Consider the following 14,506-nt stretch of genomic DNA (forward strand, 5'->3'; position numbering starts at 1 on the left):
GCCGGGCCCTCCTCCCAGAGGCAGGCACTTGCCAGCATTTACGTCGAAAGGAGAACGGGTCAAAACCCGAGAAAGAGACCAGCGGGGGGCGAAAGTTCGTTGCGGTCCTGGGAATGGATGCGGGAAGCGCTGGACCTGGTAGGGCGGGGGGTCATCGCCATCGATGCGCGGGGCACCATCCGGGTGTACAACCGCAAGGCCATGGCCCTGTTCGGCATCGACCCGCGGGCGGGGCCCGGACACCCCCCGGGCAGACTGCAGGCGGGTGACGTCGTACTGCTGGCGGACAACCTCCTGGGGGGTGACGACGGAGGGCTTGCTCCCCACCACCTGGCGGTGATTGGCGTGGATCCCGGCCAGGTGGTGCCGGGGGGGACCCTGGTTGCCGTCGGCAGGTATCCATCCCCGCCGGGTTCGGCCTGCTTCCGCAGCGCACCCGCCAACTCCGATCTCACCGTGGCCGGTTTCGCAGGCACGGTGTGGGTGCGGGTTTCCGTGCATGCGCGCAACCGTGTGCTGCAGATCCGGGTGGGCGCGGCCACCTATTCCTTCTCGTACGACCGCTGTGCCGGGCACCTGGTGCTCCTCGACGGGCGGGACTACCGGGTGAAATTCTACCAGGCCCGTGGTTACACCGCACGAGGAGAAAGCGCCCGCGAGATCCTCGAAGGCAAGGAATACACGGCCAAGGGACAGGATGCCCCCGTCCCCTGCCTGCAAGGGATGCCCATCAGCCAAATCCACCCGGACTCCGCCGAGATTGCCGACCTGCTGCACGTAGCCCGGGGGGAGCGCGCAGGCCAGCGCGACATGGTCAGGACTCTGAACGGCATCCCCGTAAGGATGCGCGTGACGCCCGTTACGCGCCGGGGAGTGGTGATGGGGGCGGTGCTCACCGTTGAGGACCTGGAGGAACTGGAAACGACGCGCCGGGACGACGAACGGGCACTGGAATCGCTGCGCTCCCTCGTGACCGGGACAGGGACCCCGGCAGGTGTCCCGGGCGGGATGGCCCGCCTCGCCGGCATCAGCAAGGAGATCGAAGAGGTGCGGGCGATGGCAGAGCGGGCAGCGGAGACGGACCTCACCGTGCTCCTGGTTGGGGAGACAGGCACCGGAAAGGGCCTGCTGGCTCGGGTTATCCACGAAGCCAGCCGCAGGCGCGGGAGGCCTTTTGTGCAGGTCAACTGCGCCGCCATCCCGTCCACCCTGCTGGAATCGGAGTTGTTCGGCTACGAGGAGGGCAGCTTCACCGGGGCGCGTCGGGGAGGCATGAAGGGGAAGTTCGAGCAGGCCCAGGGGGGAACTCTCTTTCTGGACGAGATTGCCGATCTGGACGCCTCGTTGCAGGCCAAAGTCCTCCATGCCATAGAGGAAGGGGAAATATTCCGGCTGGGCGGATCCTCCCCCGTGCGGCTGGACGTGCGTCTCATAGCGGCTACCAATCGCGACCCGGAAACGCTGGTGGCATGCGGTGCCTTCCGACCTGATCTTTACTGGCGGCTCAACGTGGTGTGCATCAGGCTCCCGCCCCTGCGCGAGCGCCGGTGCGACATCCCGGTGCTGGTAGACCAGATGCTACCGGATATTGCACGGCGGGTGGGTCGTCCTTCTCTCAGCGTCAGCGAGGCGGCAGGAGAAGTGCTCATGGACTATTCCTGGCCGGGGAACGTGCGGGAGTTGCGCAACGTCCTGGAGGCGGCCGCCCTCCTGGCCGACGGCGGCGTCATATATCCGGAGCACCTACCCGCCCACGTGCGCAGGGGCTGCGGCCCCGAGTCGGTACCGGTCAGGGTGACGCGGGTAGCACCGCTGCGCGAAGTAGTGGCGCAGGCGGAGCGGCAGGTGATCGCCATGGCCCTGCATTCTGCGCGGGGGGACCGCAGGCGGGCGATGACCATGCTGGGCATGAGCCGCAGCAGTTTCTACGAAAAGGTCAGGAGTTGCGGTCTGTCCGAAATCGTGGACAAGTTTGGCCGTGGCAGTCCGGGTTCCAGGACCGATTTGCAGGAACCTTTTGCGGCGCAGGGCGGATCGGCACATAACACGGGCACGACCCGTGCAGTAGACGCTGGCACGCCCCTTGCGTAAACTCCCTGGCAGTAGCGACCGCGTCTGGTGAGCAAGGGCGGATCGGCGGGAGGCCAGGGAGGCACGGTGTCAGCGAACGAATTGATGGCGATCACCGAACCGGTAACCTTTTGGAAGATGAGCGGCTGTGGCAATGACTTTGTGATCATCGACAACCGGGAGGACCTCATACCGGAGGGAGCCAAGGGGGTATTTGCCCGCAACGTGTGCATGCCTCACCTTTCCCTCGGGGCCGATGGAGTTATGTTCATCGAAAGGTCGCGCGCCTGTCACCTGCGCATGCGCCTGTTCAACCCGGATGCCTCCGAGGGCGAGATGTGCGGCAACGGGGCCCGCTGCACCGCTCTGGTCGCCTGGCGCCAGGGCATGGCGCCGCGCCGCATGACCTTCGAAACCCGTGCCGGCGTGGTGGAGGCGGTGGTGGGATCCGATAGCGTGGCCATCCGCGTGCCCGTGGGGCCTGCGGAATTGGTTCCCCTGGGCGAGGCCGTGCGCGAGGTGCAACAGCCAGGCCGCGGGCAGGAGCGAGATTGGCCGGACGTGGGCTTCTTTGTCCCGGTGGGGGTACCCCACCTGGTAATACCCCTGCCCGACAGTCACCTCCTTGACCGGCTGGACGTCGAGGGGCTGGGTCGCAGGATCAGGTCCTGGGATCGCTTCCCCCAGGGTGCCAATGTAGATTTCATGGCCAGGGGAGGAGACCGGGTGCGGGTGAGGACCTACGAAAGGGGGGTCGAGCGGGAGACCTATGCGTGTGGCAGCGGAGCGGTGGCGGCAGCGCTGGTAGCGGAAAGCCTGGGATGGGTCACCTCCCCGGTGACGATCAGCACCAGAGGGGGCACCCTGGTCGTCAGCCGGGAGGTGCAAGACGAGCGGAGCGTGTGGCTGAGCGGGCCGGTGGCGACGATCGCGTACGGGCATCTGTTTCGCCCGGCCTGGTTGCCGCACGGTCCGGAATAGAATGGAGGTGAAAAACCATGGTGCGCAAGCTGACGATGCTCGCCACAATCGGGCTGCTTGTTCTGAGCACTCTGGCGGGGTGCGCGGGGGGCAAGCCCGAAACCAAACCGGAGGCCAAGCCGGCAGAAGAGCAGGTCATCAAGATCGGTCACGAGGTAGCCCTGACCGGCGACTCCTCCATGTGGGGCCAGTCGGAAAAGAACGCCCTGGAGATGGTAGTCGAGAAGATCAATAAAGAGGGTGGTGTACTCGGGAAGCAGATCAAGCTGATCGCGTATGACAACCGGGCCGACGCCACCGAGGGTGTCAACGTCGCCAGGCGCCTCATCCACCAGGACAAGGTGGTGGCCATTATAGGGCCGGCCCAGAGCGGAGTGGCCATCGCCGTTTCGTCGGTGACGGAACCTGCCCAGGTTCCCTTCGTGGCCACCACCGCCACCAACCCGAAGGTAACTGTAGACAACAACGTTCTCAAGAAGTACGCCTTCCGGGCGTGTTTCATCGATCCCTTCCAGGGCACGGTGGCGGCCCAATTCGCTTACACCGACCTGGGGGCCCGCAAGGCGGCCATTCTGTACGACGTGGGGTCGGACTACTCCTCGTGGCTGGGCAAGTACTTCGCCGAGGCATTTACCAAGATGGGTGGAGAGATCGTGGCCAACGAGGCCTTCCGGTCAGGCGAACTGGACTTCCGGGCCATGCTGGGTAAGATAAAACCCAAGAATCCGGACGTGCTGTTCATCCCGACCATGCAAAAGGAAGCCGCCCTGGCCATGAAGCAGGCCCGCGATCTCAAAATCAAGGCCACGTTCCTGGGAGGCGACGGCTGGGCCAGCCCGGACCTGATTACCCTGGGCGGGAGCGCCGTGGAAGGCTCCTACTTCGTGAACATCGCCAGCCTGGAGGACCCCGAGATCCAGGACTTCATCGCCGAGTACCGCCAGCGCTATAAGGCGGACCCGGTCATGCCCAACCCGATCATGGCTGTAGACGCCCTGTACGCCATCGTCGATGCGATCAAGCGCACCCAGAGTACGGACCCCGTGAAGATCGCGGAGGCCCTGGCCCAGACCAAGGACCTGAAGGTGCTCAGCGGCCTGCTCACTATAGACCCCAACACCCACGATCCTGTCAACAAGCCCGCCGTGATCCAGGGGGTCAAGGAGGGCAAGTTCGTCTTCGTGAAGAAGTACGTCACCAAGTAGTGTGGAATTCGTGCCCCGGGGGACCCTTTGGGGTCCCCCGGCGGCTCTGGGAGAGAGCTCGAGTTGCTCCTGCAAACCCTGGTAACAGGCCTGGCCATAGGCGGGATATACGCGCTCATGGCAGTGGGCTATTCCCTGGTGTTCAGCGTACTCAACTTCAGCAACTTCGCCCACGGGACGGTGATCATGCTCGCCTCCTACGTCGGCTACTACCTCCTCACCTCCTTCCATCAGCCCATGGCAGTCGCTATCCTGGGGGCAGTGGTGGGGGCGGCAGGGCTGGCGGTGTTGAATGAGAGCCTGGCTTACTCCCCGCTGCGGGCGCGGCGGGCCCCCAGCCTGTATTTCATGATCAGCGCCATGGGGACATCCATCTTCCTGGAGAACATGGTGTATGTGACCATCGGGTCGCACTTTTACGCCTATCCCGAGGTCTTCCGCCACCAGACCATCAGCGTCCTGGGCAGCTCCCTGGGCGTGCTTGATCTCTTTGCGTTGGGGTTTTCGGCGGCGGCCATCACCGTGCTCCATTACTTCCTCACTCGCAGCAAGCTGGGCACGGCTATCCGGGCTGCCAGCTACGACATGACTGTGGCCAGCATCAATGGAGTGAACATCAACCGGCTGGTGAAGCTGGTGTTTGTGCTGGCGGGATCCCTGGCGGGGCTATCCGGCATCTTCATGGGGTTTAAGTACATCGTGTACCCCACCATGGGATGGATCACCAACAAGGCTTACATCGCTGCTGTGATCGGAGGCCTGGGCAGCCTGCCCGGTGCCGTTATCGGTGGGCTCGTCCTGGGATTGACCGAGACGCTCGTGTCGGTGTATGTGTCTTCCATCATCCGTGACGTGTTCAGCTTTTCGCTGCTGGTGGTGCTGCTGTTAGTGCTGCCCACCGGGTTGCTGGGCAAGTCGCTGGAGGAGAAGGTGTAGGGGGCCCATGAGCGAGTACTTGACCGGGGTGCTGACCGTCATCTGTATCAACGTCGTAGCCACCACCGGCCTGGCGGTATTCACCGGGTTCACCGGTCTGTTCAGCCTGGGACACGCCGCCTTCGTCGCCATCGGCGCGTACACGGCCGGCATCCTGACCTACTTCTACCACGGTCCCTATCCGCTCGCCCTGCTGGCCGGTGCCCTGAACGCCGCTGCTGCGGGGCTGCTCATCGGTTACCCCACCCTGCGTGCCAAGCTGCGCAGCGACTACTTCGCCATCGCTACCCTCGGGTTCGGGGAGGCGGTGCGGGTGCTGCTGGAGAACCTGGATATCACCCAGGGGGCCCGCGGGTTGCCCGGCATCGCCCACTACACCAGCCTGCCGGTGGCCGCCGCCAGCGCCGCCTTCGTCCTCCTCATGGCGCGCAATCTGCTGTCGTCCCACTTTGGGCGGGAAGCGGTGGCGGTGCGGGAGGATCACGTGGCCGCGGAGATCATGGGCGTTGACGTCATGCGGGCCCGCATGAGGTCGCTCCTGTTCAGTGCCGCCGCCGCCGGTTTCTCGGGCGGGCTTTTCGCACACTACTTCAATTTCATCCAGCCCGCCATGTTCACCTCGGTGCTCTCCACGCAGCTGACGGCTGCCGTGGTCTGCGGAGGCATGGGTAGCCTGACCGGTCCTGCGCTGGCCACTGCCATCTTCGTGGGCATCCCCGAGCTGCTGCGGGTGGCCAGCATGTGGAGGCTGGTGGCATACGGGGCCCTACTGGTCGCCATTATGGTGTTTCGCCCCCAGGGCCTGCTGGGATACCGTGAGCTCACCTGGAAGACCGTCGGCATCCCCCTGCGCGTGGGCGGTCCACCCGGCGGCCGGGAGCCCGTTTCCGACTCTGTCCTGCCCGCATATGGTGGGGGACCAGACCAGCCTGCGTCCGCCGATCCCGTTCTCAAGCTGACGGGGGTGAGCAAGCACTTCGGCGGGGTGGTGGCCTGCGACCGCCTCAACATGGAATTGGGCCGGGGGGAGATCCTGGGATTGATCGGGCCCAATGGGGCGGGCAAGACCACGGTGTTCAACCTGATCACGGGGGTCTACCCGGTGTCGGAGGGGGAGATCGCTTTCGAAGGCCGGAGCATCGGGGGATTGCGGCCCGACCGCATCGCCCGCGCCGGCATAGCACGCACATTCCAAAACATCCGCCTCTTCCGCAACCTCACGGTGCTGGACAACGTGCTCATGCCCATCGGCCACCCCCCGGGCTACACCCTGCTGGACGCACTCCTGCGGACGCCGCGCTGCTTAAGACGCGAGGCGGAGTTGCGGCGGCATGCTCTGGCCCTGCTCGCCCGGGTGGGACTTGAAGGTTACGCGCAGCAGCGTTCCGACAGCCTGCCCTATGGCCTGCAGCGACGGCTCGAGATTGCGCGGGCGCTGGCGTTGCGGCCGCGCGTACTCCTCCTCGACGAACCGGCCGCCGGCATGAACCCGGAAGAGAGCCGGACGCTGGTCGCCACGGTCCGGTCCATCCACAGGTCCTTCGGCCTCAGCACCATCCTGATCGAGCACCACATGGACGTGGTCACGGACCTGTGCGACCGTATAGTGGTGCTCAACTTCGGTGCGGTGCTGGCGGAAGGGACGCCGGACGCCATCCAGCAGAATCCGCTCGTACTCAAGGCGTATCTGGGGGAGGCAGGGGCACGTGCTGGTGGTTGAGGACCTGCATGTTTCCTATGGAGAGATCCGCGCCCTGCGTGGAGTTTCCCTGCGGGTTGAGCGGGGAGAAATCGTGTGCCTGCTGGGGGCCAACGGGGCGGGGAAGTCCACCCTGATGTGGACTCTCGCCGGAGTGCTCAGGCCCAGGGCCGGCCGCGTCCTCTTCCTGGGCCGGCCCCTGCCCGGGTGCCCCCACGAGGTCCTCGGCCGCGGCGTGTGCCTGGTACCGGAGCGGCGGCGCCTGTACGCCAACCTGACGGTGAGCGAGAACCTGCTCATGGGTGCTTTCCTGCGGCGCGACCGGGCGGGCATATCCCGCGACATGGAGGCGATGTTCGAATTGTTTCCCGTCCTCAGGGAGCGGCGGCGCCAGTACGCCGGCACCCTCTCCGGGGGAGAGCAGCAGATGCTCGCCATCGCGCGCGGGCTGATGAGCAGACCCCAACTGCTCTTGCTGGACGAGCCCTCACTCGGGCTGGCCCCCATCATGATGGACACCCTGTTTGACGCCATTGCCCGGGTGCGGGAGCAGGGCACCACGGTCCTGCTGGCGGAGCAAAATGCCCTGCGTGCGCTGGAGATAGCGGACCGGGGCTACGTGCTCGACACGGGGGTCACCACTATTTCGGGACCGGCCCGCGCGCTGCTGGATGACCCCCGGGTGCGGGAGGCTTACCTCGGCGTCCGCCGTTCTTCCTGACAGGCTGTCCGGGAGGGGGGTACCGGCGGAGAACGGGCTGGACAGCGTGCGGTAGTACAGCAACCCCTTTCATGGTCAGCCACCTCTCAGCCTCAGCGCCAGCATCAAGAGGAGCAGGGAGATCAGGGAGGCTGCCCCTGCCAGCACGAACGCGACTTCAAGGCCCACAGCGGAGATCACGGCACCCCACAGCAGGGGACCCACCGCCCAGAAGGCGCTGCGGAGGGTGTTCAAGAACGAGAGAGCGGTGGCCCGTTCCTCGTTGATCTGCTCGTTCTCCAGGAGGGTGATGCCGCTGCCCCTGAAGTAGCCGCAGGCCACCGCCACGATCACCAGGGCCACGAAGGCCCCGGCCCCGGGGGCCAAGGGCATCAGCAAGAAAGCCAGCGCGGACAAGAGCGTGGGATAGAGGATGAACTTGCGATAGTCGGTGGCCTTCATCCTGGAGATGCAGAGTCCGGCTATCGCCGCGGCCAGTGAGGCAACGCCGAAGGCCAGGGCCGTGTTCCTCAGGTCTACGCCGAACTTCCGCACGAGGTAGGTGATCCACCAGGCGGTGGTAATCCAGATGGGAAGGGTGATGAAGAAGCTCTGGGCTGCCGTGATCCAGAGAACGCGGCTCTCCAGAAACTGGCGGAACCCGACCTTGAGGATCTCCAGCCATCCCCTGCGGCGCTGGCTGCCGTAGTTCTCTGGGAAGCTCAGGATAAACAGACCGTTGGCCAGGACGATAAGGCCGGTCAAGGCGATGGGGAGGCGCAGGCTGCTCAGGCTGGCCAGAGCGTAAGCCGCTGCCATACCCAGCATGGTGAGCGGGACGGAGCAAAGGTAGAGCCCAGCGAAAGCCTGCCGCATGCCCTCCTGGCCGACGTTATCGTACAGCCAGGCCTCGCGCGCCCCGCTGGCGAAGGCGTAAGAAGTCCCCATGAGCACAGCAGTGAGCAGCGCAGGGCCCAGGGCAGAGACCGAGCTGAGCCAGAGCATGCCCAGCCCGTAAGAGAACATTGCCAGGGCCCAGGAAAGCCGCCGGCCCAGCCGGTCTGCAAAGGCTCCAGACAGGTAGTCGACGGCGAAGGTGACTGCTGAGGCCAGGGCTACAAAGAAGCCGAATTGTGTGGGGGCGAGGTCGAGCCCCCGGTCTGTGGTCATGAACTGGAGGTAGTATGGATCGAGGATCTTGAAGGCGAAAAACTCCAGGAGACCCACCGCGAGGACATACCGCCAGATGTAGTACCGCCCGGGCAGGGCCTGGCTGATCGGCTGTTGTGTTATGCTTCATCCCTCCCAGGTTTTCCTTCGGTACACGCGAGGGAAACACCCTGAGTTCCGGTGCTTATCCAAGAGGCAGTTGCCACGCAACTGGGGCTGTCTCGAACAGGGCATCAAGAAGCCCTTCTCTGCCCGGGAACTTGCGGGCCAGTACTTCCGTCGCTTCCACCAGCAGGTAATCGTTAACCACCAGAGTATGGCTCGTTCGAATAACTTCCAACAACCGGCGCTCGGGCCCACGGAAAACCATGCCGGAGATCAGCACGTTGGTATCCAGCATCACCCGCATGGGCTATTCTCCGTAAAGCCTCTTGATCAACTGCTCCCGTACAGCAGCAACTTCCCGCTCGATATCCTCCCTGGTGTAGCCCTTCTCGCGGGCTTCGGTCTCCAGCACGTCCAGCAGGGTGTCCAGGGGAGAAACCGGCTCAAAAACCACCCTGCCGCCGTCCGTGTACACCCGTAGTTTGGTCTTGGGCGTGAGACGCAGAGCGTCCCTGATGCGCTTAGGGATGGTCACCTGGCCACGAGGGGTCGGAGAGACAAGTTCCATGGACGACACTCCCGGGCTCCCGCGTTCTGCAGATAATCTATCATGGATTCTTACCGTAAGCAATAAGACCCATCCGACGGGCAAAGTACCGGAAGCGCACGCCCAACTCGATCAACCTTCTTGCCCAGGTCCTTGACTGCCTGGACGACCCTGGCAAAATCGCCGTCACCACTGACCAACACGGCTATGTCGTAGTGATCCTATAATCCCGAGACAGCATGTCGACGGCCAGGGATACATCCACTCCCTTTTCCACTAATTCCCCACTACGGTCCTGCTGCAGGTCCAGGTCCGTGCGGCCCACGAAGTCCTTAAGGGCGTGGTACAGGTTGCTGCCGTCGATGAATACCATCACCGCTTCAATGTCAAACCCCCCAAGAGGCCCGCGCACCCAAGGGCGAGAGGCCCAGCAGACCGTGGCCGTGCCTCAGGACTTGGTTGATCGGCTGAACGCTCCGGTTGCCTCCCCCAACCGTCAATCTGAGGTGGGCACGCCAGGCGTGGACACGTTAGGAGTGAACCTGCCCCGGCCCGGTACAGTCATCTTCGCCCGGTATTCCTGACAGAGGCGTTCAAGCGCCTTCACGTACGGCCCGTCCCTGTCAACGGCGCTCCTGGGGAGGAGGGCCGGGAGCCTGGCCACCATGCCGTCCAGGGACAGGTCGTCCGCCGTAATCACAACCAGTTCGATGCCTTTCTCACCACTGAGCCCCTTCTTCAAGAGATCCCTGACTCGCAGCTCCCTGAACGCCTGCTCGTCCGGGTACGATGCAGTGGGTCCATAGTGCTGGGGTCCGTTGAATTCGAACGCCACACCGTCGAGGTAATATCTGTCGAACTCAAGGGATTCCCCCGAGAGAGGGTTGCTCAGAAACCCTGGCCTGGCGTTATCCACGTAGTTGTCGCTGGCCACAAGGAGGTCGAGCCAGCATTTCATGAGGTACTCGCCCTTGTGCTGCGACATGGCTACCAGCTCGGCAAGGTGCTTGGCCAACTGTTCCTGCACCGCGTCGGGAATCACCGGAACCGGCATCGTTTCGCGCCCGGAACGGATGAGCTTCATCCAACCACTGCGCGCCATCTCCGCGCACAGCCTCGCGGTGTGCCGCGGGTCCACACCCGCAATCCTGGCGAGCTCAACGACCGATTTCGGCTGGATCGCCTCCGCCACCAGGTAGAGGAACTTTGCCGTCGGACCGATGTGCTCCAGTCGCAGCAGTTCGGGCGGGAAAGCAACGCGGTACCTCAACCAGACACCCCCGCGTCATATTCTACCACATTCTGCCTCAGATGGTAGATGCTTGGAGGCCCCGGCGGGGCCGCACACGGCCCAGCGGCCGGAGCCCGCCCCGCCATCCCGGCGCAGGCGCCGGCGTTCGGCGTTGATTGCGGCGTGCGCGCCGGGGGTCGGGCGCCGATTGCGGCGTAGGCGCCGGGGTTTGGCTGGCGATCGCGGCGCATACTCCCGAGTCCTCCTAGCCATCCCGGCGCAGGCGCCGCGGCTCAGCCGGCGACTGCGGCGTGGGCGCCGCGATTCGGCGCGGATCGCGGCGTGGGTGCTGGGGTTCGGCCGGCGGTTGGGGGGCGGACGCCGCGGTTGGGTGGCGATTGCGGCGTGGGCGCCGCGATTCGGGCGGGATTGCGGCGCGGGGGCCGGGGTTCAGCCGGCGATTGCGGCGTGGGCGCCGAGTTGGGGCGGGCACCGCGGGGCAGGTGCCGGGGGGCGCGGGGGCTATTTGAGCAGGACGCGGAGGAGGGAGAGGGGGCCGTCCAGGAAGGCGGAGAGGAGGAAGCGTGGGGGTAGGACGCAGGCCACACCGGGAAAAGGGTGGGACTGCGGCCGGCGTGCCGCAGGCTTCCTGCCCAGGCAGAGTTGCACGTGCCTCCCGTGCTATCGGGCCCCCGTGGGCTCTTGCCAACACTCACAACTGCAGTCCCCGCTGGGACAGGTCCCCCCGCACTGACTCGAGGACTCCCTCTGCCAGCTCCAATGCCTGCCGACTGTCCTCTACGGTAGCTTCGGGCCAATCGCCCGGGTAGCGTGCCTCCACCGCCCAACTGGTAAGCTGCGCTAGATCGCCATGCTGTTCCTTGACTGACCACCCCGCAGGGAGGAGATTTCGCAGTGCATCCAGGTTATGCGTCCTCGGAAAGTCAACCTGCGCAAAGCACAAGGCGGCCTTCAAGGCTTTCTCGGCCGCCTGCTGGGCAAGCCAGCATGCCTGGCGTGGCGCCACATCTTCATCAAGCGCCAGGCGACGCGCGGCGGTAAGATCCTCTTGCGCGTATCTCAGCCACCGGCGTACCTCGGCGAGGTGCTCAGGATCCCGTTCGCTCATACAGCACCCTTCCTTCACGCAGAGCAGAGCGGAGCACAGAGCCAACCAGGTGCCCACGACGGCTAATCTCCCCGGGATCCGTGGGGATCACGTCCACCGGCACCGGCAGGTCACCCAGAGCACGCAGCATGGCTACCAGAGTCCGGCGTTTATCCTGTACCTCAGGAAGCACCACCAAAAGGTCGATGTCGCTGCCGGGCCCGGCATCCTGCCGCGCCTGTGACCCAAAAAGGACTATCCGTAGCGGCCGGAACTGCCGGACTAGCCGTTCAACGATCTCCGGAAGCTGGTCGATGGCGTCCACCCGACCGACCTCCCCATGGCAGCGGTCTCGATCTCCCACAGGCCATGCGGGGCTCAAACAGCCACACTCCCAACCAGCACCCGGCGCGGAGGCGGCGCTTCCTTGCCCTCGGCCCGCAGCTCCTCCAGGCAAAGCTCTATAGCATCGCGAATATTCGCCAGGGCTTCCTCCACAGTATCCCCCTGGCTGTAACATCCCTCAAACGCAGGACACACCACGACATACCCGCCGCACCCGTCTTCCTCGATTATCACCGGGTATACCACAGACCACGCCCCTCACCTATTCTAACCCACCAGAAGACGAATCGCGAGAACTGCACCGCCGCCCCACAACCCATGTGACAGGCTGCAAGAAGAAGTCTAGAGATGCGCCTCCCCCACTTTGGGTGCAGGTACTGGTTCAGATCGTCCGGGTCTTTCACCCGCGGCACCGGCGTGAGGAAATGCCTCTCTCCGCGAAGCCGGGCGAAGACCTCTACGGAGCCCCTTTTCATGCGCCCGGCCCGGGGTGCAAAGGCTGGGGGCAAAGCCGCAGCGGGCACGGAACTGGGCAAACCGCTCGTTCTCCACCCTCGTGCCCCTTCGGGAAGGTGACCACCCTGCGGGGGTTGTCGAAACGCCCCCCGTGGCAGGGACCCTCTGCCAGAATCGCAGCAGTTCGGGCGGCAAAGACAACGCGGTACCGCAACCAGACACGCCGCGTCACATTCTTCCACATTCTGCCGCCGCTGATCGACACTGGGAGCCCCCGGCAGGACTGCCTGGGCGCAGCGGCCGGAGCCCGCCCCGCCATCCCGGCACAGGCGCCGACGTCCGGCGTTGAGTGGAGCACAGGCGCCGCGGTTCGGGCGGCCACCCAGGCGCACACTCCGGGGTTCGGGCGCCGATTCCGGCATAGGTGCCGGGGTTTGGCTGCTGATCGCGGCGCATACTCCCGAGTCCTGCTGGTCACCCCGGCACAGGCGCCGCGGCTCAGCCGGCGACTGCGGCGTGGGCCCCGCGATTCGGCGCGGATCGCGGCGTGCGTGCCGCGGTTTGCCGGCGACTGCGGCGTGGGCGCCGCGGTTTGGGCGGGCATCGCGGGGCAGGCGCGGGGGTGGCGGGGGCGCGAGAGGTGGCGGGGGCACCGGGGCTATTTGAGGAGGGGGCGGAGGAGGGAGAGGAGGCCGTCGAGGAGGGCGGAGAGCAGGGGGCGTGCCAGTCGAAGAGGCGGTGGGACTGGATGGCACGCTTGATGCCGTGGCGGTTGGCGAGGTCGAGAGGAAGGCGAGGGTGGCGTCGTCGACCCGGCGGGCAAGCTGCCGGAAGCGCACGCCCACCTCGATCTCACGCCCGAGCAGGGACCTCCACCGGCGATCGTATTCCGCCAGCGACTCCGCAGTCAGGTCGTCCTCCGCCAGAGCGCGGGCCAACACCTCCAAAGCAATCTCGGCCGCCAGCAGTCCGTAGTACACACCGCCGCCGGTGGTGGTAGGCTGCTGAAGGCGGCCAAGCTCAGGCTGCCCGCGTGCATGGAGGCCATCGACTACCAGGTGCCCCGCGGCCTTGACCGCGCGGTCATGCCGAGCCTGGCCACGGGCAACTGGATCCGGGCTCACCAAGGGGTTATAATCGTGGGACCGACCGGGGAAGACGTTCCTGGCCTGCGCGCTCGCCAACGCCGCCTGCCGCCAGGGTTTCACCGCCAGGTACTACCGGGTACCCAGGCTGCTTTCCGAACTGGCCATCGCGCGGGCAGACGGCTCCTACGCCTCGCTCATGGACTATCGAGGCTCTGCGCCAGAGAGTCACCATCCGCTTCCACCTGGGCGGCCTGGATGAACTGGAAACCAAGGCATACATCGAGCACGGGCTCAAGATGGCGGGCACCACCAGGACCATCTTCACCGATGGCGCCATCAGGCTCATCCACAACTACTTCCGGGGAATCCCCCGGGTCATCAACAACCTCTACACCGCGTCCCTGCTCGACGTCTGCGCCCACGAAGGCAACCTGGTGGAACCCGACAACGCCCAGCGGGCCGTCAACGACCTTGTTGACCAGTAATCCGGCCCAAAATCCCAAAGAAGCTCTCCAGGCGGGGCGGCTCTCAAGCCGCCCTGCTCACACCGCGATCCTCCACGGCCATGTCGGCACTGCCATCAAACGTGAGCAACTCACCGCCAAATGATCCGAGCCCCGACACTCAACGCCACTGCTTCGGATTCAGCGCCCACCGGCTCCACCTTCAGGAACGCGCGTTTCAACCCGGCGTGGAGCGCCTCCTTCAAGATCGCGGCGCAATGGGTTCTGTCGCCCTAACGAGATCCCTGAAAAACGCCTGAACCCTTGACTCCGTTATGCTCCAAGCTTTGCCTTGATCTGGGAACAATCCGTGTCACTACAACTCTGCCATCGGTGCCGCCCAGCACCGGAGATCGTTGCGG

17 protein-coding genes and 1 pseudogene are annotated in these 14,506 nt (G+C 65.2%); 9 read left to right on the forward strand and 9 right to left on the reverse strand.

What is annotated here, in order from left to right; genetic code table 11:
* Window positions 1–99: 99 nt before the first annotated feature.
* The 6 genes from AB1446_12140 (at window position 100) to AB1446_12165 (ending at window position 7,612) form a co-directional block, all read left to right on the forward strand.
* The gene (locus AB1446_12140; protein MEW6547643.1) at window positions 100–2,091 is read left to right on the forward strand and encodes a sigma 54-interacting transcriptional regulator; all 1,992 of its coding nucleotides are present in this window, start codon (window positions 100–102) and stop codon (window positions 2,089–2,091) included.
* 66 nt (window positions 2,092–2,157) lie between these two features.
* Window positions 2,158–3,051, forward strand: a complete 894-nt coding sequence (gene dapF / locus AB1446_12145) for a diaminopimelate epimerase (protein ID MEW6547644.1) — start codon at window positions 2,158–2,160, stop codon at window positions 3,049–3,051.
* 17 nt (window positions 3,052–3,068) lie between these two features.
* Window positions 3,069–4,256 (forward strand): ABC transporter substrate-binding protein, encoded by a 1,188-nt coding sequence (locus AB1446_12150; GenBank protein ID MEW6547645.1) that lies wholly within the window; start codon window positions 3,069–3,071, stop codon window positions 4,254–4,256.
* Between the two features lie 63 nt (window positions 4,257–4,319).
* Window positions 4,320–5,192 (forward strand): branched-chain amino acid ABC transporter permease, encoded by an 873-nt coding sequence (locus tag AB1446_12155; protein MEW6547646.1) that lies wholly within the window; start codon window positions 4,320–4,322, stop codon window positions 5,190–5,192.
* A 7-nt stretch (window positions 5,193–5,199) separates the two neighbouring features.
* A complete protein-coding gene (locus AB1446_12160) occupies window positions 5,200–6,912 on the forward strand; it encodes a branched-chain amino acid ABC transporter ATP-binding protein/permease (GenBank protein MEW6547647.1) in 1,713 nt (570 codons plus the stop codon).
* Complete coding sequence (locus AB1446_12165) at window positions 6,899–7,612, forward strand: ABC transporter ATP-binding protein (protein ID MEW6547648.1); 714 nt, start codon at window positions 6,899–6,901, stop codon at window positions 7,610–7,612. Before AB1446_12160 ends, AB1446_12165 begins: the two co-directional genes overlap by 14 nt.
* Before the next feature lie 75 nt (window positions 7,613–7,687).
* Here AB1446_12165 and AB1446_12170 read toward each other — a convergent pair whose 3' ends face one another.
* From AB1446_12170 to AB1446_12195, 6 genes are all read right to left on the reverse strand, one after another.
* Complete coding sequence (locus AB1446_12170) at window positions 7,688–8,818, reverse strand: MFS transporter (GenBank protein ID MEW6547649.1); 1,131 nt, start codon at window positions 8,816–8,818, stop codon at window positions 7,688–7,690.
* 127 nt (window positions 8,819–8,945) lie between these two features.
* Window positions 8,946–9,170 carry a PIN domain-containing protein gene (locus tag AB1446_12175; GenBank protein MEW6547650.1) on the reverse strand — a complete coding sequence of 75 codons (225 nt, stop codon included), beginning with the start codon at window positions 9,168–9,170 and terminating at the stop codon, window positions 8,946–8,948.
* A 3-nt stretch (window positions 9,171–9,173) separates the two neighbouring features.
* Window positions 9,174–9,434, reverse strand: coding sequence for an AbrB/MazE/SpoVT family DNA-binding domain-containing protein (locus AB1446_12180; protein ID MEW6547651.1), 261 nt, complete (start codon window positions 9,432–9,434; stop codon window positions 9,174–9,176).
* 50 nt (window positions 9,435–9,484) lie between these two features.
* Window positions 9,485–9,616: an NYN domain-containing protein gene (locus AB1446_12185; GenBank protein MEW6547652.1), complete on the reverse strand. Its 132-nt coding sequence runs from the start codon at window positions 9,614–9,616 to the stop codon at window positions 9,485–9,487.
* Window positions 9,617–9,618: 2 nt separating this feature from the next.
* Complete coding sequence (locus AB1446_12190; GenBank protein ID MEW6547653.1) at window positions 9,619–9,789, reverse strand: hypothetical protein; 171 nt, start codon at window positions 9,787–9,789, stop codon at window positions 9,619–9,621.
* Window positions 9,790–9,909: 120 nt separating this feature from the next.
* Window positions 9,910–10,683 carry a hypothetical protein gene (locus AB1446_12195; protein ID MEW6547654.1) on the reverse strand — a complete coding sequence of 258 codons (774 nt, stop codon included), beginning with the start codon at window positions 10,681–10,683 and terminating at the stop codon, window positions 9,910–9,912.
* Between the two features lie 366 nt (window positions 10,684–11,049).
* On the opposite strand from AB1446_12195, the gene AB1446_12200 reads away from it, so the two are divergent.
* Window positions 11,050–11,238, forward strand: a complete 189-nt coding sequence (locus tag AB1446_12200; protein ID MEW6547655.1) for a hypothetical protein — start codon at window positions 11,050–11,052, stop codon at window positions 11,236–11,238.
* 118 nt (window positions 11,239–11,356) lie between these two features.
* Here AB1446_12200 and AB1446_12205 read toward each other — a convergent pair whose 3' ends face one another.
* The 3 genes from AB1446_12205 to AB1446_12215 are packed head-to-tail and all read right to left on the reverse strand — an operon-like array spanning window position 11,357 to window position 12,343.
* The gene (locus AB1446_12205) at window positions 11,357–11,773 is read right to left on the reverse strand and encodes a HEPN domain-containing protein (protein MEW6547656.1); all 417 of its coding nucleotides are present in this window, start codon (window positions 11,771–11,773) and stop codon (window positions 11,357–11,359) included.
* The gene (locus AB1446_12210) at window positions 11,754–12,077 is read right to left on the reverse strand and encodes a nucleotidyltransferase domain-containing protein (protein MEW6547657.1); all 324 of its coding nucleotides are present in this window, start codon (window positions 12,075–12,077) and stop codon (window positions 11,754–11,756) included. Before AB1446_12210 ends, AB1446_12205 begins: the two co-directional genes overlap by 20 nt.
* Before the next feature lie 53 nt (window positions 12,078–12,130).
* Window positions 12,131–12,343 (reverse strand): type II toxin-antitoxin system HicB family antitoxin, encoded by a 213-nt coding sequence (locus AB1446_12215; protein ID MEW6547658.1) that lies wholly within the window; start codon window positions 12,341–12,343, stop codon window positions 12,131–12,133.
* A 1,208-nt stretch (window positions 12,344–13,551) separates the two neighbouring features.
* Here AB1446_12215 and AB1446_12220 point away from each other — a divergent pair.
* Together AB1446_12220 and AB1446_12225 are read left to right on the forward strand one after the other, a co-directional pair.
* Window positions 13,552–13,831: pseudogene (locus AB1446_12220) on the forward strand (ATP-binding protein).
* A gap of 106 nt (window positions 13,832–13,937) precedes the next feature.
* Window positions 13,938–14,126, forward strand: a complete 189-nt coding sequence (locus tag AB1446_12225; protein MEW6547659.1) for a hypothetical protein — start codon at window positions 13,938–13,940, stop codon at window positions 14,124–14,126.
* Window positions 14,127–14,506: the final 380 nt, after the last annotated feature.

This window comes from Bacillota bacterium, assembly GCA_040757085.1.
GTDB lineage: Bacteria > Bacillota > Sulfobacillia > JACIYH01 > JACIYH01 > JACIYH01.